General features: G+C 53.2%; 12 protein-coding genes. 5 read left to right on the top strand and 7 right to left on the bottom strand.

Going from position 1 to position 17,830, the window contains the following annotated elements; all coding sequences use genetic code 11:
* Nucleotides 1–35 precede the first annotated feature (35 nt).
* Nucleotides 36–1,331, top strand: a complete 1,296-nt coding sequence (locus AB1N33_RS09240; protein ID WP_411271258.1) for a uracil-xanthine permease family protein — start codon at nucleotides 36–38, stop codon at nucleotides 1,329–1,331.
* 197 nt (nucleotides 1,332–1,528) lie between these two features.
* Here AB1N33_RS09240 and nadK read toward each other — a convergent pair whose 3' ends face one another.
* The 5 genes from nadK to AB1N33_RS09215 all read right to left on the bottom strand — a co-directional run bounded on the left by nadK (nucleotide 1,529) and on the right by AB1N33_RS09215 (nucleotide 6,767).
* On the bottom strand, nucleotides 1,529–2,404 hold the full coding sequence (gene nadK, locus AB1N33_RS09235) for an NAD(+) kinase (protein ID WP_411271257.1): 876 nt from the start codon (nucleotides 2,402–2,404) through the stop codon (nucleotides 1,529–1,531).
* Between the two features lie 70 nt (nucleotides 2,405–2,474).
* Nucleotides 2,475–3,239, bottom strand: a complete 765-nt coding sequence (locus AB1N33_RS09230; protein WP_411271256.1) for a 3-hydroxybutyrate dehydrogenase — start codon at nucleotides 3,237–3,239, stop codon at nucleotides 2,475–2,477.
* Nucleotides 3,240–3,243: 4 nt separating this feature from the next.
* Nucleotides 3,244–4,260, bottom strand: a complete 1,017-nt coding sequence (locus tag AB1N33_RS09225; RefSeq protein ID WP_411271255.1) for an extracellular catalytic domain type 2 short-chain-length polyhydroxyalkanoate depolymerase — start codon at nucleotides 4,258–4,260, stop codon at nucleotides 3,244–3,246.
* Nucleotides 4,261–4,278: 18 nt separating this feature from the next.
* Nucleotides 4,279–5,460 carry an E22 family MetX-like putative esterase gene (locus AB1N33_RS09220; protein ID WP_411271254.1) on the bottom strand — a complete coding sequence of 394 codons (1,182 nt, stop codon included), beginning with the start codon at nucleotides 5,458–5,460 and terminating at the stop codon, nucleotides 4,279–4,281.
* An 8-nt stretch (nucleotides 5,461–5,468) separates the two neighbouring features.
* Nucleotides 5,469–6,767, bottom strand: a complete 1,299-nt coding sequence (locus AB1N33_RS09215; protein ID WP_411271253.1) for a GntP family permease — start codon at nucleotides 6,765–6,767, stop codon at nucleotides 5,469–5,471.
* A gap of 183 nt (nucleotides 6,768–6,950) precedes the next feature.
* Here AB1N33_RS09215 and AB1N33_RS09210 point away from each other — a divergent pair, with 183 nt between their 5' ends.
* Nucleotides 6,951–9,260 carry a TonB-dependent receptor gene (locus AB1N33_RS09210; protein ID WP_411271252.1) on the top strand — a complete coding sequence of 770 codons (2,310 nt, stop codon included), beginning with the start codon at nucleotides 6,951–6,953 and terminating at the stop codon, nucleotides 9,258–9,260.
* A 153-nt stretch (nucleotides 9,261–9,413) separates the two neighbouring features.
* Nucleotides 9,414–10,055, top strand: coding sequence for a response regulator transcription factor (locus AB1N33_RS09205; RefSeq protein ID WP_411271251.1), 642 nt, complete (start codon nucleotides 9,414–9,416; stop codon nucleotides 10,053–10,055).
* 21 nt (nucleotides 10,056–10,076) lie between these two features.
* On the opposite strand, the gene AB1N33_RS09200 is transcribed toward AB1N33_RS09205, so the two are convergent.
* A complete protein-coding gene (locus AB1N33_RS09200) occupies nucleotides 10,077–11,345 on the bottom strand; it encodes a sugar phosphate nucleotidyltransferase (RefSeq protein ID WP_411271250.1) in 1,269 nt (422 codons plus the stop codon).
* Nucleotides 11,346–11,601: 256 nt separating this feature from the next.
* Nucleotides 11,602–14,973 (bottom strand): PAS domain-containing hybrid sensor histidine kinase/response regulator, encoded by a 3,372-nt coding sequence (locus tag AB1N33_RS09195; protein ID WP_411271249.1) that lies wholly within the window; start codon nucleotides 14,971–14,973, stop codon nucleotides 11,602–11,604.
* A 171-nt stretch (nucleotides 14,974–15,144) separates the two neighbouring features.
* Here AB1N33_RS09195 and grpE point away from each other — a divergent pair, with 171 nt between their 5' ends.
* Complete coding sequence (gene grpE / locus AB1N33_RS09190) at nucleotides 15,145–15,786, top strand: nucleotide exchange factor GrpE (protein WP_411271248.1); 642 nt, start codon at nucleotides 15,145–15,147, stop codon at nucleotides 15,784–15,786.
* A gap of 105 nt (nucleotides 15,787–15,891) precedes the next feature.
* On the top strand, nucleotides 15,892–17,814 hold the full coding sequence (gene dnaK / locus AB1N33_RS09185) for a molecular chaperone DnaK (RefSeq protein WP_411271247.1): 1,923 nt from the start codon (nucleotides 15,892–15,894) through the stop codon (nucleotides 17,812–17,814).
* The last annotated feature ends 16 nt before the right edge of the window (nucleotides 17,815–17,830 follow it).

The raw sequence follows: 17,830 nt of genomic DNA, 5'->3' as shown, positions 1-17,830 counted from the left end.
GGTGATAACATCGTTGGTACAAGGTAAGGTTCAGAATGAATACATCGACTAACAACTTATTCTCCGGCTGGCGCATGTTACTGGCGGGTCTGCAAATGCTATTCGTTGCTTTTGGCTCGCTGGTGCTGGTGCCCTTGATCACTGGTCTTGACCCCAGTGTCGCTTTGTTTACTGCCGGTATCGGTACATTGATTTTTCAGTTCACAACCAAACGTTCTATCCCTGTATTCCTGGCATCTTCCTTTGCTTTTATTGCACCCATTATTTTCAGTATTCAGACATGGGGTATGGCTGCCACTATGGGGGCTTTGTTCTGTGCTGGTCTTGTATACATCTGCTTGTCGATTACGGTGGCGCTGCGTGGTCCGGGCGTCCTGCACCGTCTACTGCCGCCTGTGGTTACCGGTCCGATAATTATGGTAATAGGTCTGGGGTTAGCGCCAATCGCAGTGAATATGGCGATGGGTAAATCCGGAGATGCTTCTGCGGAACTGTTCCCGTATGTCGATGCGATGTTTGTGTCCATGCCTGCATTGATCACCACACTACTGGTCGCAACGTTGGCTAAGGGTGTCTTCCGTCTGGTGCCGATTTTGGTAGGTATCATAGTGGGCTACGCTATCGCGATGTCGATGGGCATGGTCGATTTCTCCGCAGTAACTAACAGCCCGTGGTTACGTTTGCCGGGCTTCGTTACCCCTGAGTTTGAGCTGGCGGCTATTCTTTTCATGGTCCCGGTAGCGATTGCGCCAGCCATTGAGCATGTGGGGGATGTACTGGCGATTGGCAGCGTGACAGGCCAGAACTACGTACAGAAACCGGGTCTGCACCGCACGTTGCTCGGAGATGGATTGGCGACATCTGCCGCTTCTATGTTCGGCGGTCCACCGAATACTACTTATTCGGAAGTCACTGGCGCGGTGATGCTGACCAGAGCTTTTAACCCGGTGGTGATGACCTGGGCGGCGATATTTGCCATTTTATTGGCATTTGTGGCGAAGTGTGGTGCTTTCCTGCAGACCATCCCGACCCCAGTGATGGGGGGGATCCTGATTCTTTTATTCGGCTCTATCGCCGGTGTCGGCATGAATATTCTGATCAAGGGTAAGGTTGACCTGAACTCGCAGCGTAATCTGGTGATTGTGGCGACCACACTGGTATTCGGTATCGGCGGTATGGCGATCGGCTCGGAATCCTGGCATTTGCAAGGCGTCAGTCTGTGTGGTGTGGTAGCGATTATGCTGAACCTGGTGCTGCCGAAACCGGATGAAAGCAACGTTCTCCATGAAGAGCAGACCATAGTTGAGAATATAATTGAACATGGCCGTTAACCCGTAAGCTGCCGACCATTTACGTTTTACACATTGAGTAACGTTGTTAACGGTGTTACTCAATGTGTTAATCCAGACTTGGTATAACGTGCATTTTTAAAGGCCAGAACGGAAGGAGTCAGCGATTAACCGATGGCACGTATCAATATTACGCAGTGAGCGTAATCGATGGATGCAACATACTGCGGTGAAAATCGTTAATACAACTTACTACCCCAGCCGAGCTTGTTCCGCAGCACCGTAAAATAGCTGTACCCCTTAGGGTGCACCAGCGACAGTTTTTCACTGCTTTTACTGACCTGGATCTCGTCACCGGGCAGCACCGGCAGCACAATATGGCTGTCACAGCTGACCTGCAGTGAATCACTGTTGACTTTCGATACCCGCATCGACACGGTGCTGTTGGCATCGACGACTATGGGGCGGCTGCTGAGGGTATGCGGAAACATCGGAACCAGCGTCAGTGCGTCAAGGTGCGGCATAATAATGGGGCCGCCACCCGACAGAGAATACGCGGTGGAACCGGTCGGCGTGGCAACAATCAGTCCGTCTGAGCGCTGGCTGAACACAAACTGGCCGTCGATGTAGATCTCAAACTCCATCATGTGCGCGACTTTGCCATGGTGCAGCACCACTTCGTTTACTGCCGCATTGCTGCTTTTGAGCTTATCATGGCGGTACACGCCGACTTCCAGCAAAAAGCGTTGTTCAACCACACAGTCGCCGTCAAAGATCAGCGCCATCTGTTCACAGATGTCATCGGGATTAATATCGGTAAGAAAACCCAGGTTTCCGCGGTTTACGCCAACCACGTGAATGTCGAAACGAGCAAGTACCCGCGCGGCACCCAGCATACTGCCGTCACCCCCAATCACCACGGCAAGGTCGGCCTCGCGGCCAATGGTGACCAAATCACAGAGGGTATAACGGGTTTCGCCAAGATCATTTCCCAGCGACTCTTCGACAAGAATCGTACAGCCTCGCTGAGTCAGAAATTCAGTCAGAATTTTCAGGCTGTCGTGAGTGCCTGCGTGCTGTGGCTTACCAATCAGGCCAACGGTTTGATAGGGCATAACGCGCTAATGTCCAAAACACAATGTGTCGGACATTAGCACAGGTATTGCAGATTTGAAAAGCACTGGCTTAGCGGGCTGTCCAGCCGCCATCCAGTATAATCGTCTGACCGGTAATGTTGCGGGCTGCAGGTGAAATCAGAAACGCTGCGGTGTCGGCCAGTTCCTCCACGCTGATAAACTGCTTTTTCGGCATCGGCTCCAGCATAATTTTGTTCACTACCTCTTCCTCTGTGAGGTTGTTCTCTTTTGCCTGTGCGGCAATTTGCTGTTCAACCAGCGGCGTTTTTACATACGCCGGACACAGCGTGTTAATGGTGACATCACAGTCGCCGGTTTCCAGCGCGACGGTCTTGGCAAACCCTAACAAGCCATGTTTTGCAGCGACATAGGCTGATTTGTAAGGGGAGGCGACCACCGAATGAATAGAGCCGACATTAATGATACGGCCAAAGTTACGCGCCCGCATGCCCGGTAAAAACGCCTGGGTCAGCAGTGCAGGGCCTACCAGCATGATGTTGATAAGCTGTTGCCACTTTTGCGGCGGAAACGTGTCAATCTTCTCGACGTGCTGAATACCCGCATTGTTGATAAGAATGTCGACGGGCGTATCGCCGAGTGCGTCCCGCATTGCATGAATTTTTTCGGCATCACACACATCCACGGCAACCGCTTTTGCCTTGCCGCCACGGGCAATCAGGCTGTCAGCTGCCTGCTGTGCAGCCTGTTGGTTGATGTCTGCGACAATAATGGTGTGTCCGACATCACACAGCTTTTCTGCAATGCCAAGACCAATGCCGCTGGCGGCCCCGGTAATCAGTACATGGTACGACATACGGTTAGTTATCCTTTATATTGACGTGGTTGAGGCCGTTAACAATGGCCGTGATTGCTTTTATCTGGACGCCGTCCTTTGTGGCGTAGTTGTCACCGGTATAGCCCCACCAGTCCCAGCAACCCTGCGGGTTAAGTGGCATAAACAGCGACTTTCTGGTTTGCGGGTAAACCACTACCAGGCTGTTATCATCGGCCCAGCGATTCAGGCCGGTTTGCTCGGCGTAGGCTGTACCGACTGCGCCCGCGTACTGGTTACAGCCGTGAAAGCTGATGTGGACACGACAGGCATCGCCTTCTGCACAATTCTCGGGTACATACACATAGCCCAGCTCGGCCAGTGTTTTGCCATTCTCACCGGCAAGCCGGGTCTGATTAAATTGCATAAGTGCGCCGGTTTGTGTGTCATCCGGTGGCGTCAGATCGTCCAGCAAAAACGTTAACAGTTCGCCGGCAGCGTCATAGTCGCAGTTACCGATGAACGGAGCTTCAGACGTCATGCAGTCTGTGCCCTTGTCCTGCGTCGGGAAGAGGTGAGCAAACGGCTTGTCGCTGATATAGCGCACCGCATCCTCTCCGGCCCATTCCCGGTATTGCTGCGCCAGCAGGTCGGCGGCCTGTCGGGTAATTTTGGTGTCCAGCGTGCCGTGAAGTAACCAGACTTTACTACCTTTTAGATTGTCCAGTGACGGCAGTTTGCCCTCGGCAGCCCACTCGCTGGCCCGGGCAGACAGGGCTGGCAGGTCGATTGGCGCGTCTGTCTTGTTCACACACTGACTAAGGGCCGTCGTGATATCATTCTGTCCGCAGTAGTAAGGGCCGGCTGAGATGATAGCCGCACCTGTCACCCGATCACTGTTGGCCAGGTGATACTGCGTGGCCATGTAACCTCCCGAGGACAATCCGGAGACAGTGATGTTATCCAGCTGCAGATTAAGCGGTGGGGCGTCGGGTAGCTGAGCCATTGCGGTCGCACTCAGTGTGAGACAGCCGCTCGCCAGAACAGATTTTAAAAAGGCCATGGTTGGTGTCCTTGTTGATTAATTCGCTAAAAAAGTCCGCAGACGCTTTGCCTGTTCGGCAACATCGAGCACACCTTCAAGGTGACCCAGCGAGCCGGTTAATTCGATATAGTCGCTCTGATTTCCGAGCGTATTCAGCCTGGTGTGCGCATCACGCGACAGATAAGGCATCAGCAGCAGGTCGGTGGTGGCAGGCATAAAGAGAGTGCGGGCTTTAATGCGCTTCAGGCCTTGTTCCAGATTGCCGCCGTGTCCGGTGACAAACAGCTGACAGGCTCTGACCAGGTAGAGCAGGTGGTTGGCGTCCATCTTGGCGGCGCGTGCTTCGGCGCGGTCACGTAACCAGGTCACAATGGAGTGCTGGCTGAAGATACTCTCAAGTGGTGCCGCTTCCACGGCCTGGTAATTCAGGCTCTCGCCCTGCTGGTTGAAAAAGTCAGGATACAGGGCATGCTGCGTGATCATCATCAGCGCATTGACCAGCCCGGTAACGGGCGCATCATCACGGGTGTAGTGTCCCTGTTTCCAGTTTGGATCAAGACGGATCGGCGCGCCCCACTGCGACAACGCTGCGGTGGTCCAGGCATCACTTTCGCCGGTTCCGATCACCGATACCATGCGTTCTACCCAGTCGGGGTAGGCACTGGCCCATTCAATGGCCTGCATCGACCCCATCGACGGGCCAACCACGGCATGCAGTTTGCTGATACCTAATGATTCCAGTAAGGCCTTTTGCACATTCACAAAATCGCGAATGGTGACAACCGGGAAATCGGTGCCATAGGGCTTGCCTGTTGCCGGATTAATGCTGGCGGGGCCGGTGGTAATAACATGCTCATCGTAGGCATTAAGATTGACCAGGGTATCCACACTGATCACAAAATACGTGTTGGTGTCGATGGCTTTGCCCGGCCCGATAATCGCATCCCAGTAGCCCGCAGCCGCGTCGTCGGGGTGGTATTTGCCGGCGGCGTGTGAGGTGCCTGAAAAGTAATGCGTGATCAGGATCACGTTATCTTTGTTTTCATTCAGTGTGCCGTAACTTTCCCAGCCAACCCGCACAGGAGCGATGGTTTTGCCGCCAAACGTGGTGTAGCTGTCCATCTCAAACACCTGTTTTTGCGTAAGCAGTACGGCGTCGTCCGCTGCCACACCGCAGGTAGCCAGCAGGAAAAACAGTACAGAAATAATGCGTGTCATCACAACCTCTATCCAAACAGACTAAACAGCCCAATGGCCATCGCCAGCCCAATGACGGGCACAACTACCGTCAGTGCACCCACAGCAGCGTAGGCGGCTTTATGGGTTTCATGACAGATAGCCCGAATGGTGGTAACTACATAGCCGTTGTGGGGCAGGGAATCGAGCGCGCCCGATGAGATAGACACAATCCGGTGCAGTTGTTCCGGTTCAACGCCCTGATCCAGATAGTGCGGGCCAACAAGCGGCAGGGCAATTGCCTGACCACCCGATGCGGACCCGGTAAGGCCGGCAATCACGCTCACAGCAATCGCGGCGCCAATCAACTCGTTGCCGGGAATCTGTGTCATCAGTGCCACGGTATCCTGAAATGCCATGGTTTCTTTGGCAATCGCGCCAAATCCAACCACCGCTGCGGTATTACCGATGGCGACCAATGCGCCGGTGGTACCCATATTGACCGCATTACCCAGACTATGAAAGTAACGGAAATTAATCAGCAGAAGGCTCAGCACGCCACCGCTCAGCGCAACAATCAGCGCCAGCTGTGCCAGTGCCTCGTGCAGCGTAAATGAGAGTACCAGTACCACAATCAGCGGCAGGATCCCGGTGAACGGGTGGGGGTAGTCGCGTTCGGCAATCACCGGGTCGCTGTCGCGGGCCTCAAAGTGCTCGCCATTGGCAACTGCCTTATTGATCATCCGGCGCAGCCACCAGTAGCCGAACAGCGCCATAAAGACCGCCACCACCAGGCTGACTTCCCACGCAGCAAAGGGCGAGGTGCCCAGGTATTTAATCGGGATCCAGTTCTGAATTTCCGGTGAGCCGGCAGAGGTCATGGTGAATGTGACCGAACCAAACGCCATCGCGGCGGGAATAAACCGGCGCGGCAGGTTGGCATCCTTAAACAGGCTGACCGCCATGGGATAAACGGAGAACGCCACCACAAACACGCTGACACCGCCATAGGTCAGGATGGCGCAGGCCAGCACAACGGCAAGCACCGCCTGTTTAAAGCCTATTTTACTGATGATCCAGCGGGCCACCGAGTCGGCCGCACCGGTATCTTCCATAAATTTACCGAATAACGCGCCCAGCAAAAACATGAAAAACCAGGCCGCAATGAAGCCGGTAAATCCGTTCATGTAGGTGGCCACAAAGTTGGTGTCGCCGATGAAAACCGGCAGCCCGTTGGTCAGGGCAACCAGCAGCGCACACAGTGGCGCGGCAATGAACAGGTTCATGCCGCGAATGGTCAACAGGATCAGAAGCAGCAGGCCGCCAATTAATCCAAACATACTTAACATAATGGTTTCCTTGCAAAAATCTGTGACCGCAGATCTTTTGGGTTGCCGCTAATTGTGGCGTTAGCGTGTCATATTGCCCATAGTACGATGGTACTACATACGCTAAAAGGAAACTGCCCTAGAGTAAATGTCGACCGCAGGCATGAACCCGATAGTCAATATTTACAATAACAGGGACATATTATGTCAATTTCGAACACAACATCGCATCTCTTTACCCGCTCACTGTGCGCTGCTGCTGTGGCCGCCGCGTGCATTGGTTCGCCCATGGCGCTGGCTCAGGACAACCAGGCCGCCGCTGAAGAAAACCAGAAAGGCAAGCTTGAACGCATTGAAGTTACTGCCCGTCGTACGGTTGAATCACTTCAGGAAACGCCGGTAGCCATTACCTCGCTTGGCGCTGCTGAACTGGGCGAGAAGGGCATTGCTGTCATTACCGAAGTACAGCAATTCTCGCCAAATACCACGCTGCAAACCAGCCGGGGTACAAACTCTACACTGACCGCCTTCATCCGTGGTCTTGGTCAGCAGGATCCGCTCTGGGGTTATGAGCCGGGTGTTGGTATTTATGTTGATGATGTGTACATCGCGCGTCCTCAGGGTGCGGTGCTTGACCTGCTGGATGTGCAGCGTATTGAAGTACTGCGTGGCCCGCAGGGTACCCTGTACGGTAAAAACACCATTGGTGGTGCAGTGAAATATGTCACCAAGGAAATGTCAGGCGACGCACAAATGAATGTTGAAGCTACCGTGGGTAGCTACAACCAGCGTGATGTCAAACTGACGGGGCAGTACCCGCTGGTTGAGGATACGGTGTATCTGGGCGTAGGCTATGCTGACCTGAACCGTGATGGCTTTGGTGAGTACCTGATTTCTGCGCTGCCCGATCAGGACCGCGAGAACTACAACAAAGATCTGTGGGCAGCACGTGTGACGCTGGAAGTGCATCCCACCGACGACCTGTTTTTCCGTATCGGCTGGGATAAAACCGAAGATAAGTCGAATGCCAAAGGCGGTTACCGTCTGCTGCCAAGCCTGCTGACGGATGCACCGGTACCTGACTCTGTCTACGATTCCTATACCAGCCTGCCAACCTGGAACAAGGTGGAACTGGAAGGCTATAACTGGCTGGTTCGTTACAATGTGAATCCGAATCTTGAGCTGAAATACATTGGCTCACACCGTGAAAGCTATTCACCGACCAACATTGATTTTGACAACACTCAGCTGCCAATTTTTGACGTGCCGGCAGAGTACGATGATAGCAACGATACCCATGAGCTTCAGGCTAATTACTTTGGTGAAGACTTCTCGGTGGTATCCGGTCTGTATTTCTATGACGGTGAATCCTGCGGTAATTTCGACGCGGTACTGGGCGTACTGGGTGTCGCACTTGGTGCTCCCGGCCTGACCCGTGAAGTGACCGGCTGTAATAATTCAGAAAGCTGGGCGGCATATACCCAGGTGAACTACGACATTAATGAACAGTGGTCACTGTCCGTTGGTGCCCGTTACACTGACGAAGAAAAGACTGCGTTCGTTAACAACGGCCTGATTTTCGCGAATACCTATCCGTCTACCGGCTGGATCCCGGGCTATGTTCGTCCGGATGGACAGTTAGTGCCTCAGGTGCTGGGTAGTGATACGGACGGTGACGGCATGCTGGATGCTCCGGCAAAACAGAGCTGGTCGCGCTTCACACCGCGTGTTGGCGTAGAATACCAGATGGACCGCGATACAATGTTCTTCGCCAGTTACTCGCAGGGCTTTAAATCGGGAACGTTTAACCCGCGAGCTACCACCAATGAGCCGGGTGTGGATCCTGAAATTGTAGACAGTTACGAGCTGGGTATGAAGAGCGACCTGACCGACGCGCTTCGTCTGAACGTCACCCTGTTCAGTTATGATCACAAAGACCGTCAGTACATTGGTATTGAAGGCGACCTGTCTGACCCGACGGCGCTGGATCAGCGTCTGCGTAACGCGGCAGAAACCGCGGCAGATGGCGTTGAAGTGGAAATGACCTGGGTTGCTACTGAAAATCTGAAGTTTGATGTGGCTTACGGTTTCATTGACTTTGAAATCAAGAAGAACAACGCCGTACCGCCACTGATTGGTCTGTCCAATACGCCGGAAAACACCTTTAACTTTGGTGCCAACTACCTGCTGGAATCAGACTGGGGTGACTTTATCTTCAACGCCAACTACTACTACCGTGATGACTACCTGTTGTTTGAAACCAGCGATCTGCTGGAGCAGGACTCCTACGGTATGGTTAACCTGAGCGTTCGCTGGGAAAGCCATGACGGTCACTGGTATGCCGGTCTGCATGGTAAGAACCTGACGGACGAAGAGTATCTGGTTGGTGGCTACGACTTTGTTACCCGTACAGAAGACGGTGGCTATGGCCCGGGTCTGGGTGGCGATACCACGCTGATTGGCTACTACGGCGATCCACGTACCATTCACCTGACCGTGGGTTATCGCTTCTGATAGCCCTTTCATCAGTAAGACAACGCCGGGACATCCCGGCGTTTTTTTATGGTGCCCTGTCTTTCCTGTCTGATTGTTCCTTTCAACAGCGAACGCTTTGGATTAACATCGTCCACAGGATTGTTTAACACTGCAGTAACAAGCCATACCGCTATGGACGTGAAAGTACTTATTGCCGATGACCACCCGCTGTTCCGGGCTGCCATGCGCTCAGCGCTGACCGATATCACGGGGCCTGAGACGCTGGAAGCCGCCACAGTTGACGATGCCATGGCGATGCTTGCTGAGCATACCGATGTGGAGCTGGTGTTTCTCGATGTTAATATGCCCGGTAATGACGGGCTGACCGGCCTGAGCGAGATCCGCAGTCAGTTCAGCGATGTACTGGTTGTGATTGTGTCAGCACACGAAGAGCCGGTACTGATAAGAAAAGCAATGGATTTGGGGGCCAGCGGCTACATTCCGAAGTCGTCGTCGGTTGAGACCATTGAAGCGGCGGTTAACCAGGTGCTGGACGGCGAGCAATGGCTGCCGGAAGGGTTCGATGCCAGTATCAGCGTGTATGCATCTGAGGAAGAACAGCTGATTGCACAGCGACTGTCACAGCTGACGCCGCATCAGCTGAAGGTGCTGCGCATGCTGTCAGACGGTCTGCTTAACAAGCAGATTGCCTACGAACTGGCAATTTCCGAATCTACCGTCAAACAGCATGTTTCTGCCGTGCTCAAAAAACTGGGCGTAATCAACCGTACCAAAGCAGGGGTGGTTTTTCGCAACCTGATGGGTACGGAGTAAACGCGCTATTATCTTCACTCATTAGCCAAACCGCGGAAGCCGGGCAAACGCAGCATTGCGCTGGATGTCATGCTGGGTCAGCAATACCACTCCGTTGTCGGTGACCGTCAGGCCCAGCTCGCGTGCGTGGCCCGCTGACAGTATTCGAGTGTCATCGGGAACCACACAATCACGGTCGACAATGACCTGATTGAGCGTAACGGCGTTGCCAATTGTTACGTTTGGCAGAAGAATGCAGGCATCCAGCGCACTGTCCTGACCAATCCGGCAACCGGCACTCATCACCGTGCGCGTCAGGGTACAGGACTGAAGTTCGCATCCGGCACCAAGAATGACGTCAGACAGCTGACACTGACCATGCTGGATCCGCGTACTGTGCGCGTTGGCCGCCGCTCCCCATAATGGCCAGTTGTCATCGTCCGGGCAATATGGCGAGGTGCTGTTAAACAAATCCATATGCGCCTGCCAGTAGGAATCAAGGGTACCGACATCGCGCCAGTAGGGCGTAATGCGATTATCTTTACCCCGAAAGCGGTGTGCAATCACGCGGGCTTTTCCAAGTTGCTCCGGGATCACATTTTTTCCAAAATCGTGTGCGGATGTGCAGTCAAGCGCATCTTCTTTCAGGCTGCTCAGCAGGTAGTCGGCAGTGAACAGATATATGCCCATTGAGGCCAGGCTGTAGCCAGGCATGTTTTTTATCTCGCAGGGGATATCCGGCTTTTCATGAAAGCCGATAAGCTGGCTTTCTGCATCGGTGCACACCACCCCAAGCTTATTGGCGGCATCAGGGCAGGGGACCTCGATACAGGAAACGGTCATATCTGCCTGCTGGTGAAGGTGGGTTTGCAGCAGTTTGCGGTAATCCATCTGATAAATATGATCACCGGATAAAATAAGCACATAGCGCGCTTTGCTGTTTCTGATGTAGTCGCTGTTTTTAAAACAGGCATCAGCCGTGCCGGTATAACCTTCTTTGACTGTCGCGGAGTAGGCCGGAAGAATGTCCAGGCAGCCGTCAAAGTGATGATTGATATGCCCCCAGTTTTTCATCAGGTGACGGATGAGACATTGGGACTGATACTGGGTAATGACCCCAATTCGGTTGAAGCCGGAGTTGATACAGTTAGACAACGTAAAATCGATAAGCCGGCTGTGGCCGCCAAATTCTACGGCGGGTTTGGCGCGGGACCGGGTAAGGGCTTTCAGACGACTACCCTGTCCGCCGGCAAGAATAAGCACCAGGGTGTTGTCAATTGCATCGGTGAGTGAGGCAGGATGTGTGACCATAATCTACCGCGCCTCCCCGACGCCGGACGGTTGCAGAAATGAGAGCATGTTGTCCTCCGCATATCTTGAGAATAAAGAAGATAAGTAGCGTGACAGCGTGTTCTCAAGAGCGGGTCGCAGAACACCATCGCAGTTTATCAGCGCCTTTATTAAGTAAAGCGGAAAAGCACACAACCTGCTTTGATTTTGGTCAAATATTGGGCAGAAGTAATTGGTGGGAGGAAATCGTATCCTCAATAAGCTGGAGCAAAGCCGTTCAGGCCTGTAAAAATATCATTTCCCGTTTGATCAGGCGTTTCAGTGCCGCCGGTTTTACCGGTTTTGGAAGGTATAATAAATCATGGCGGGCAGCCTGCTCGCGTATTCCTTCGCTGCGGTTTGCTGTGATCAGAATACCGGGAACGAGCTTCTGCCACTGCGAGCGAAGTGCGTCGGTCACGTCGATACCGGTTTCATCGTGATCAAGATGAAAATCAGCAATCAGCAGATCCGGTGCAGTCGGACAGCGTGAAACCGCCTGGTTCTCATCAGCGGCCGTAATCACCCGTGCGCCCCAGTCTTCCAGCAACAACCGCATGGCGCGGATGATTTGCTCGTCATTCTCCAGTAACAGGACAGTTTTGTTGGCCAGCAGGGCTGACGAACTTGGGCCTGACGAGTGCGCGGCAGCACGCGAGCTGGAGGCGCGTGCACAACGAGGCAGTGTGACGCGGAACACCGTGCCGTGCTGCATGACGGAATTCAGCCCAACAGGATGACCCAACAGATCGCTGATCCGCTCAACAATGGTTAATCCCAGCCCGAGCCCCTGTTGACTCTTTTGTTTGTCGAGCTGATGAAATTCATTAAAGATCTCTGCCTGCTGGTGAGCAGCAATGCCCGGCCCGGTATCATAAACACAAACGTGAGCCTGGCCTGCGCGCGCTCGACGAACCCCAATCAGCACACCGCCCGTCTGGGTGTAACGGATGGCATTCGACAGCAGGTTCTGAATAATACGCCTGAGCAGTTTCTTATCAGACCGAACAATCACACCGGTCGGCACATAACGTAATGCGAGGCCTTTTTGCCCGGCAATCAGTGAAAATTCGCGTACCAGTGGCGCCAGCACATCGTCAATAGCGAATTGGGATAGTTCCGGGGTCAGCACACCAGATTCCAGCTTGGTCATATCCAGCAGCATGGTCAGCAGGCTCTCTGCGCTGTTGAGTGACGTGACAACCCCTTCAGACAGGCTCGCCAGATCCGTATTGGCGGTTTTTTGTGCCAGCATGGAAGCGAACAATGTGGCCGCATTAAAAGGCTGCATCAGATCATGTCCGGCAGCGGCCAGGAATTTGGTTTTACTTTCGTTTGCGCGGTCGGCATCCAGTTTAGCGTGCTGCAGTGCTTCTGTACGCTCGGCGACGCGCGCCTCAAGTTCCTCTTTCGACTTTTCAAGTGCATCCTGAATCGCAATGTATTCAGTGATGTCGGTGTAGGTGGTGACATAGCCACCGCCTGGCAGTGGGCTGCCGTTCAGTTCTATGACCTTGCCGTCAGGCTGCTTGCGCACATATTTATACCGGCTGCCGCCGCGCATAAACGAAATACGCTTGTGAATTTCCTGCGCCACATCATCGACGTTACCCAGCAGTCCCCGCTCCGCATTGTAGGTCAGTAATGTCTCTATTGGCATGCCGGCCTTCAGGAACCCGCGGGGGTAGCGGAACAGTTCCACATAGCGTTCGTTCCAGGCCAGCAGGCAGAGTTTGTCGTCCAGTACCGAAATTCCCTGCTCGATATGCTGTACCGACGATTGCAGTACTTCGTGATTAAACTGAAACGACTGCGACGCCTCTTCCACCCATTCAACCAGATCGAGCATGGTGTCTTTTCGGGTATCGGCAATGGCGCCGAGCAGAATGCGCGCACTGGGCGTACCCACCTGTGCCGCAAGCATTTTTTCGGCACGGGCCAGCAGCGCATGGCTGGCATAGGCCTGGCTGTACTGATCCACGTCGACCGATAGCTGACTGACCAGTGCATCCTGGTCCCGTTTATCCAGCACTTTGGCGGTCAGCGCAATCAGGTCGCTGATCCTGACCGACAGCGCCAGACTTTGTTCATTGTTATCGTGACTGTCTGTTATATCACCGGGTTGTGGTTTGGATGTCAGCAGCGCGACTACAATAAACACCAGGCAGTTGAGCGCGAGAGAGTAAATAAACCCAAGGCCCAGTTCACCATCAGACGGCGGCGGGTTGAAATAGTAACTCGACATCACACTGGGGTAGAGCAGCCAGTAGACCCAGCAACTGAAACCGGCAAGCAGCGCCAGTTGCGCGGCCTGCCGGTTACTGCGGCGCCAGTAAAGACCAAACATCAGAATAGGAAACGACTGCGACAATAGGGCAATGGCAATGATCCCGCTTTTTACTAGCGGTGCAGACTGACTGACATTAAGGTGGTACCAGAATGCCACCGTGAGCACCACCAGTACGGTAAGACGGCGTATCGTGAGCAGGCTGTCTGCTTTCATTGATGCTTCAGTGCCCTGACGCAGGCGAACTTTCAGCCACACCGGTGTGATCAGGTTATTGGCAATCATAATGCCCATCGCCAGGGTGGCGACAATAACCATGCTGGTTGTCGCTGACAGTCCGCCAATAAAGGCAATCACAGAGACTGAAAGATTGTCTGTACTCAACGGCAGCGCCAGCACAAACGCGTCCGACTTGACACTAGCCGGCAGCAGCATACTGCCTGCCAGCGCGATAGGTACCAGAAACACCGTCATTCCCAGCAGGTACAGAGGGAACAGCCAGCGGGCGGTGCGCAGTTCGTCTTCACCGTTGAGTTCAACAAAGTTCATATGGAACTGGCGGGGAAGCACAAACAATGAACAGACGCCCAGTAAAACATGGCTCAGGTAGACCCAGGGGGCGGGATCGGCGTAGAGCACATCGCGTCCGCGCGGGTGCTGCCCTGCCTTGGCAACCAGGTCAAATAAACCGTCATACAGTTCGTAACAGACGAAAATGCCAACCACACAAAGCGCGATCAGTTTTATTGCCGATTCTGCCGCAATGGTCAGCAGCAGACCCGGGTGCTTATCGGTCAGGTTGAGTGTGCGGGTACCGAACAAAATCGCAAACAGGGCCATCAGGGCGGCTACGTAAAATCCCACCGTATTGCTGCTGTCAGAGGTGGATGGCGTGATCAGGTTTATGCTTTCGGTTATCGCATCTAACTGCAGGGCAATATAGGGAATAACCCCGATAAAGCAGAGCAGGGTAATGAGTGCAGCCAGTAAATGTGAGTGGCGGTAACGCAGGCTGATAAAATCAGGCAGTGAACTGATATTGTGCTGCTGGCACAGCCGGCTGATACGCAGCACGACCGGGAAGGCAAACGCCATGGCCAGCATAATACCGGCATAAGTTGGAACAATCGCCCAGCCATACTGAACAGCCTGCGTTGTGGTGCCGAAAAACGCCCAGGAGGTACAGTGAACACCCAGTCCAAGGCTGTAGAGCACAGGATGTTGCCTGTTATCACGCAGCCGCTTATCGCCCCAGAAGGCGAGCAAAAAAAGCAGCCCAAGATAAAGCGCGACAATAACGCCGACAGTCCAGATACTTAACATAGTAATTGCCCGAGAAAACAGCTTGTTACCCTATCATAAACCGGCGAAAAAGCGCATCTTCTGACGTCATTCCACAAAAAAATTGTGGATACACTTGAAGCCTGACAAACCACCCCCATTAATTAGCCCAGTTAGCAATTTGCCCAAGAAAAAACTGGTTTGGAGGTAGGCATGAGCGATGAGCGTAACGCACCGCATCAAAACGACAATAACGATGATGCGAAGCTCAAAGACACGAACGTAGCAGCAGAATCTGAGACTGCAGACAACGTGGACACCAGTGCCGAACAGGCGCCTGCGGATGAGACCGCACAACGTATTTATGAGCTGGAAACGGCCTTGTCAGAGGCGCACAGCACAATTAAGGAACAGCAGGACAGCGTACTACGCGCGCGTGCCGAGATGGAAAATGCCCGTCGCCGTGCCGACAGTGAAGTGGAAAAAGCCCGCAAGTTTGCGCTTGAGCGCTTTGCCGGTGAATTGTTGCCTGTACTGGACAACCTTGAACGAGCCCTGGAAATGGCAGACGCCGACAATGACGCGGTCAAGCCATTGCTTGAAGGGGTCGACATGACAAGAAAAACCTTCCTGTCGACCATTGAAAAATTCGGATTAACGCCTATTAATCCGCAGGGTGAAGCCTTCAACCCTGATCTGCATCAGGCTATGTCGATGCAGGAAAGTGCTGATCACGAGCCAAACAGTGTTATGGCTGTGATGCAGAAAGGGTATCAGTTAAACGGCCGTCTGTTACGTCCGGCCATGGTAATGGTAGCGCGTGCGCCGGAAAGTGGCGTCGATACCAAGGCGTAAACAGGCGATTTGCCAGATAAATTTTACTGGCAGCTATTGAAAAGTCGGGGAAATAACCCCACTAAAATTGCAGATTTAGATTTATAGAAAGTTTGGAGACACGTTATGGGTAGAATCATTGGTATCGACTTAGGTACAACCAATTCTTGTGTCGCGGTCCTTGACGGCGACAAACCTCGCGTAATTGAAAATGCAGAAGGCGATCGTACAACTCCTTCTATTATTGCTTACACCAAAGACGGTGAGACTCTGGTCGGTCAGTCTGCAAAACGTCAGGCAGTGACCAACCCGGAAAACACCCTGTTCGCGATTAAGCGTCTGATTGGTCGTCGTTTCGAAGACAAAGAAGTACAGCGTGACATCGATATCATGCCTTACAAGATTGTTAAGGCAGATAATGGCGATGCGTGGGTACAGGCCAAAGACGAGAAAATGGCACCACCGCAGGTTTCTGCTGAAGTGCTGAAGAAAATGAAAAAGACCGCCGAGGACTACCTGGGCGAGGAAGTGACCGGTGCAGTTATCACCGTACCGGCTTACTTCAACGACTCACAGCGTCAGGCAACGAAAGATGCCGGTCGTATCGCGGGTCTGGAAGTTAAACGTATTATCAACGAGCCGACTGCTGCTGCCCTTGCCTATGGGATGGACAAGAAGAAAGGCGACAACGTTGTTGCGGTATATGACTTAGGTGGCGGTACTTTCGATATCTCAATCATCGAGATTGATGAAGTTGACGGTGAGCACACCTTCGAAGTACTGGCAACCAATGGTGATACTCACTTAGGTGGTGAAGACTTCGATAACCGTATCATTACCTACCTGGTTGATGAGTTTAAGAAAGATCAGGGTATCGACCTGCGTAAAGATCCGCTTGCGATGCAGCGTCTGAAGGAAGCCGGTGAAAAAGCGAAAATTGAACTGTCTTCTTCACAGCAGACCGAGGTTAACCTGCCGTACATCACTGCTGATGCGTCAGGTCCGAAGCACCTTGCGATCAAACTGACGCGTGCGAAGCTGGAGTCGCTGGTAGAAGAACTGGTGAAAAATTCACTGGAGCCTGTGAAAAAAGCCCTGGCGGATGCAGACCTGTCGGCCAGCGATGTTAACGACATCATTCTGGTAGGTGGTCAGACGCGTATGCCGCTGGTACAGAAGTACGTGACTGAGTTCTTCGGTAAAGAGCCACGTAAAGACGTGAACCCTGACGAAGCGGTTGCAGTTGGTGCGGCTATCCAGGGCGGTGTACTGTCTGGTGACGTTAAAGACGTACTGCTGCTTGACGTAACGCCATTGTCGCTGGGTATCGAAACCATGGGCGGTGTGATGACGGTGCTGATTGAAAAAAACACCACCATCCCGACCAAGAAGTCACAGACGTTCTCGACTGCGGAAGATAATCAGTCTGCGGTAACCGTACATGTACTTCAGGGTGAGCGTAAGCAGGCGCAGGGTAACAAGTCGCTGGGTCAGTTTAACCTTGAAGGTATTCGTCCGGCTGCGCGTGGCGTACCGCAAATCGAAGTCACCTTCGACATTGACGCCGACGGTATCCTGCACGTATCTGCGAAAGACAAAGATACCGGCAAAGAGCAGAAGATCACCATCAAGGCGTCGTCTGGTCTGAGCGAGGAAGAAGTCGAAAAAATGGTTGCTGACGCGGAAGCCAACAAAGACGCGGACAAGAAGTTTGAAGAGCTGGTGCAGACCCGCAACCAGGCTGATGGCATGATTCACGCTACCCGTAAGCAGCTTGAAGAAGTCGGCGATGCACTGTCTGAGGACGACAAGAAGCCTATCGAAGAAGCGCTGAGCGCGCTGGAGACAGCCGCTAAGGGCGAAGACAAGGCGGAAATCGAAGCGAAGACCCAGGAGCTTATCCAGGCGTCCAGCAAACTGATGGAAGCCGCTCAGGCAAAAGCCGGCGCAGCCGGTGCTGAAGGCGGTGCCGATGCAGGCAGCAATAACGCCGATGACGACGTCGTTGATGCTGAATTCGAAGAAGTTAAAGACGACGATAAGAAGTAAGACACTGTTGCGATAG

Origin of the sequence: Alteromonas nitratireducens (assembly GCF_040812025.1) — a bacterium.
Classification (GTDB): Bacteria; Pseudomonadota; Gammaproteobacteria; order Enterobacterales; family Alteromonadaceae; genus Alteromonas; species Alteromonas nitratireducens.
The sequence above is the reverse complement of the archived record's forward strand: the minus strand, read 5'-3'. Positions and strand labels throughout refer to the sequence as shown.

What these genes read in the sequence shown, in the direction of transcription:
- AB1N33_RS09240 (WP_411271258.1), top strand. Translation starts at nt 36, where the DNA reads ATGAATACATCGACTAACAACTTATTCTCCGGCTGGCGCATGTTACTG.
- nadK (WP_411271257.1), bottom strand. Translation starts at nt 2,404, where the DNA reads ATGCCCTATCAAACCGTTGGCCTGATTGGTAAGCCACAGCACGCAGGC.
- AB1N33_RS09230 (WP_411271256.1), bottom strand. Translation starts at nt 3,239, where the DNA reads ATGTCGTACCATGTACTGATTACCGGGGCCGCCAGCGGCATTGGTCTT.
- AB1N33_RS09225 (WP_411271255.1), bottom strand. Translation starts at nt 4,260, where the DNA reads ATGGCCTTTTTAAAATCTGTTCTGGCGAGCGGCTGTCTCACACTGAGT.
- AB1N33_RS09220 (WP_411271254.1), bottom strand. Translation starts at nt 5,460, where the DNA reads ATGACACGCATTATTTCTGTACTGTTTTTCCTGCTGGCTACCTGCGGT.
- AB1N33_RS09215 (WP_411271253.1), bottom strand. Translation starts at nt 6,767, where the DNA reads ATGTTAAGTATGTTTGGATTAATTGGCGGCCTGCTGCTTCTGATCCTG.
- AB1N33_RS09210 (WP_411271252.1), top strand. Translation starts at nt 6,951, where the DNA reads ATGTCAATTTCGAACACAACATCGCATCTCTTTACCCGCTCACTGTGC.
- AB1N33_RS09205 (WP_411271251.1), top strand. Translation starts at nt 9,414, where the DNA reads ATGGACGTGAAAGTACTTATTGCCGATGACCACCCGCTGTTCCGGGCT.
- AB1N33_RS09200 (WP_411271250.1), bottom strand. Translation starts at nt 11,345, where the DNA reads ATGGTCACACATCCTGCCTCACTCACCGATGCAATTGACAACACCCTG.
- AB1N33_RS09195 (WP_411271249.1), bottom strand. Translation starts at nt 14,973, where the DNA reads ATGTTAAGTATCTGGACTGTCGGCGTTATTGTCGCGCTTTATCTTGGG.
- grpE (WP_411271248.1), top strand. Translation starts at nt 15,145, where the DNA reads ATGAGCGATGAGCGTAACGCACCGCATCAAAACGACAATAACGATGAT.
- dnaK (WP_411271247.1), top strand. Translation starts at nt 15,892, where the DNA reads ATGGGTAGAATCATTGGTATCGACTTAGGTACAACCAATTCTTGTGTC.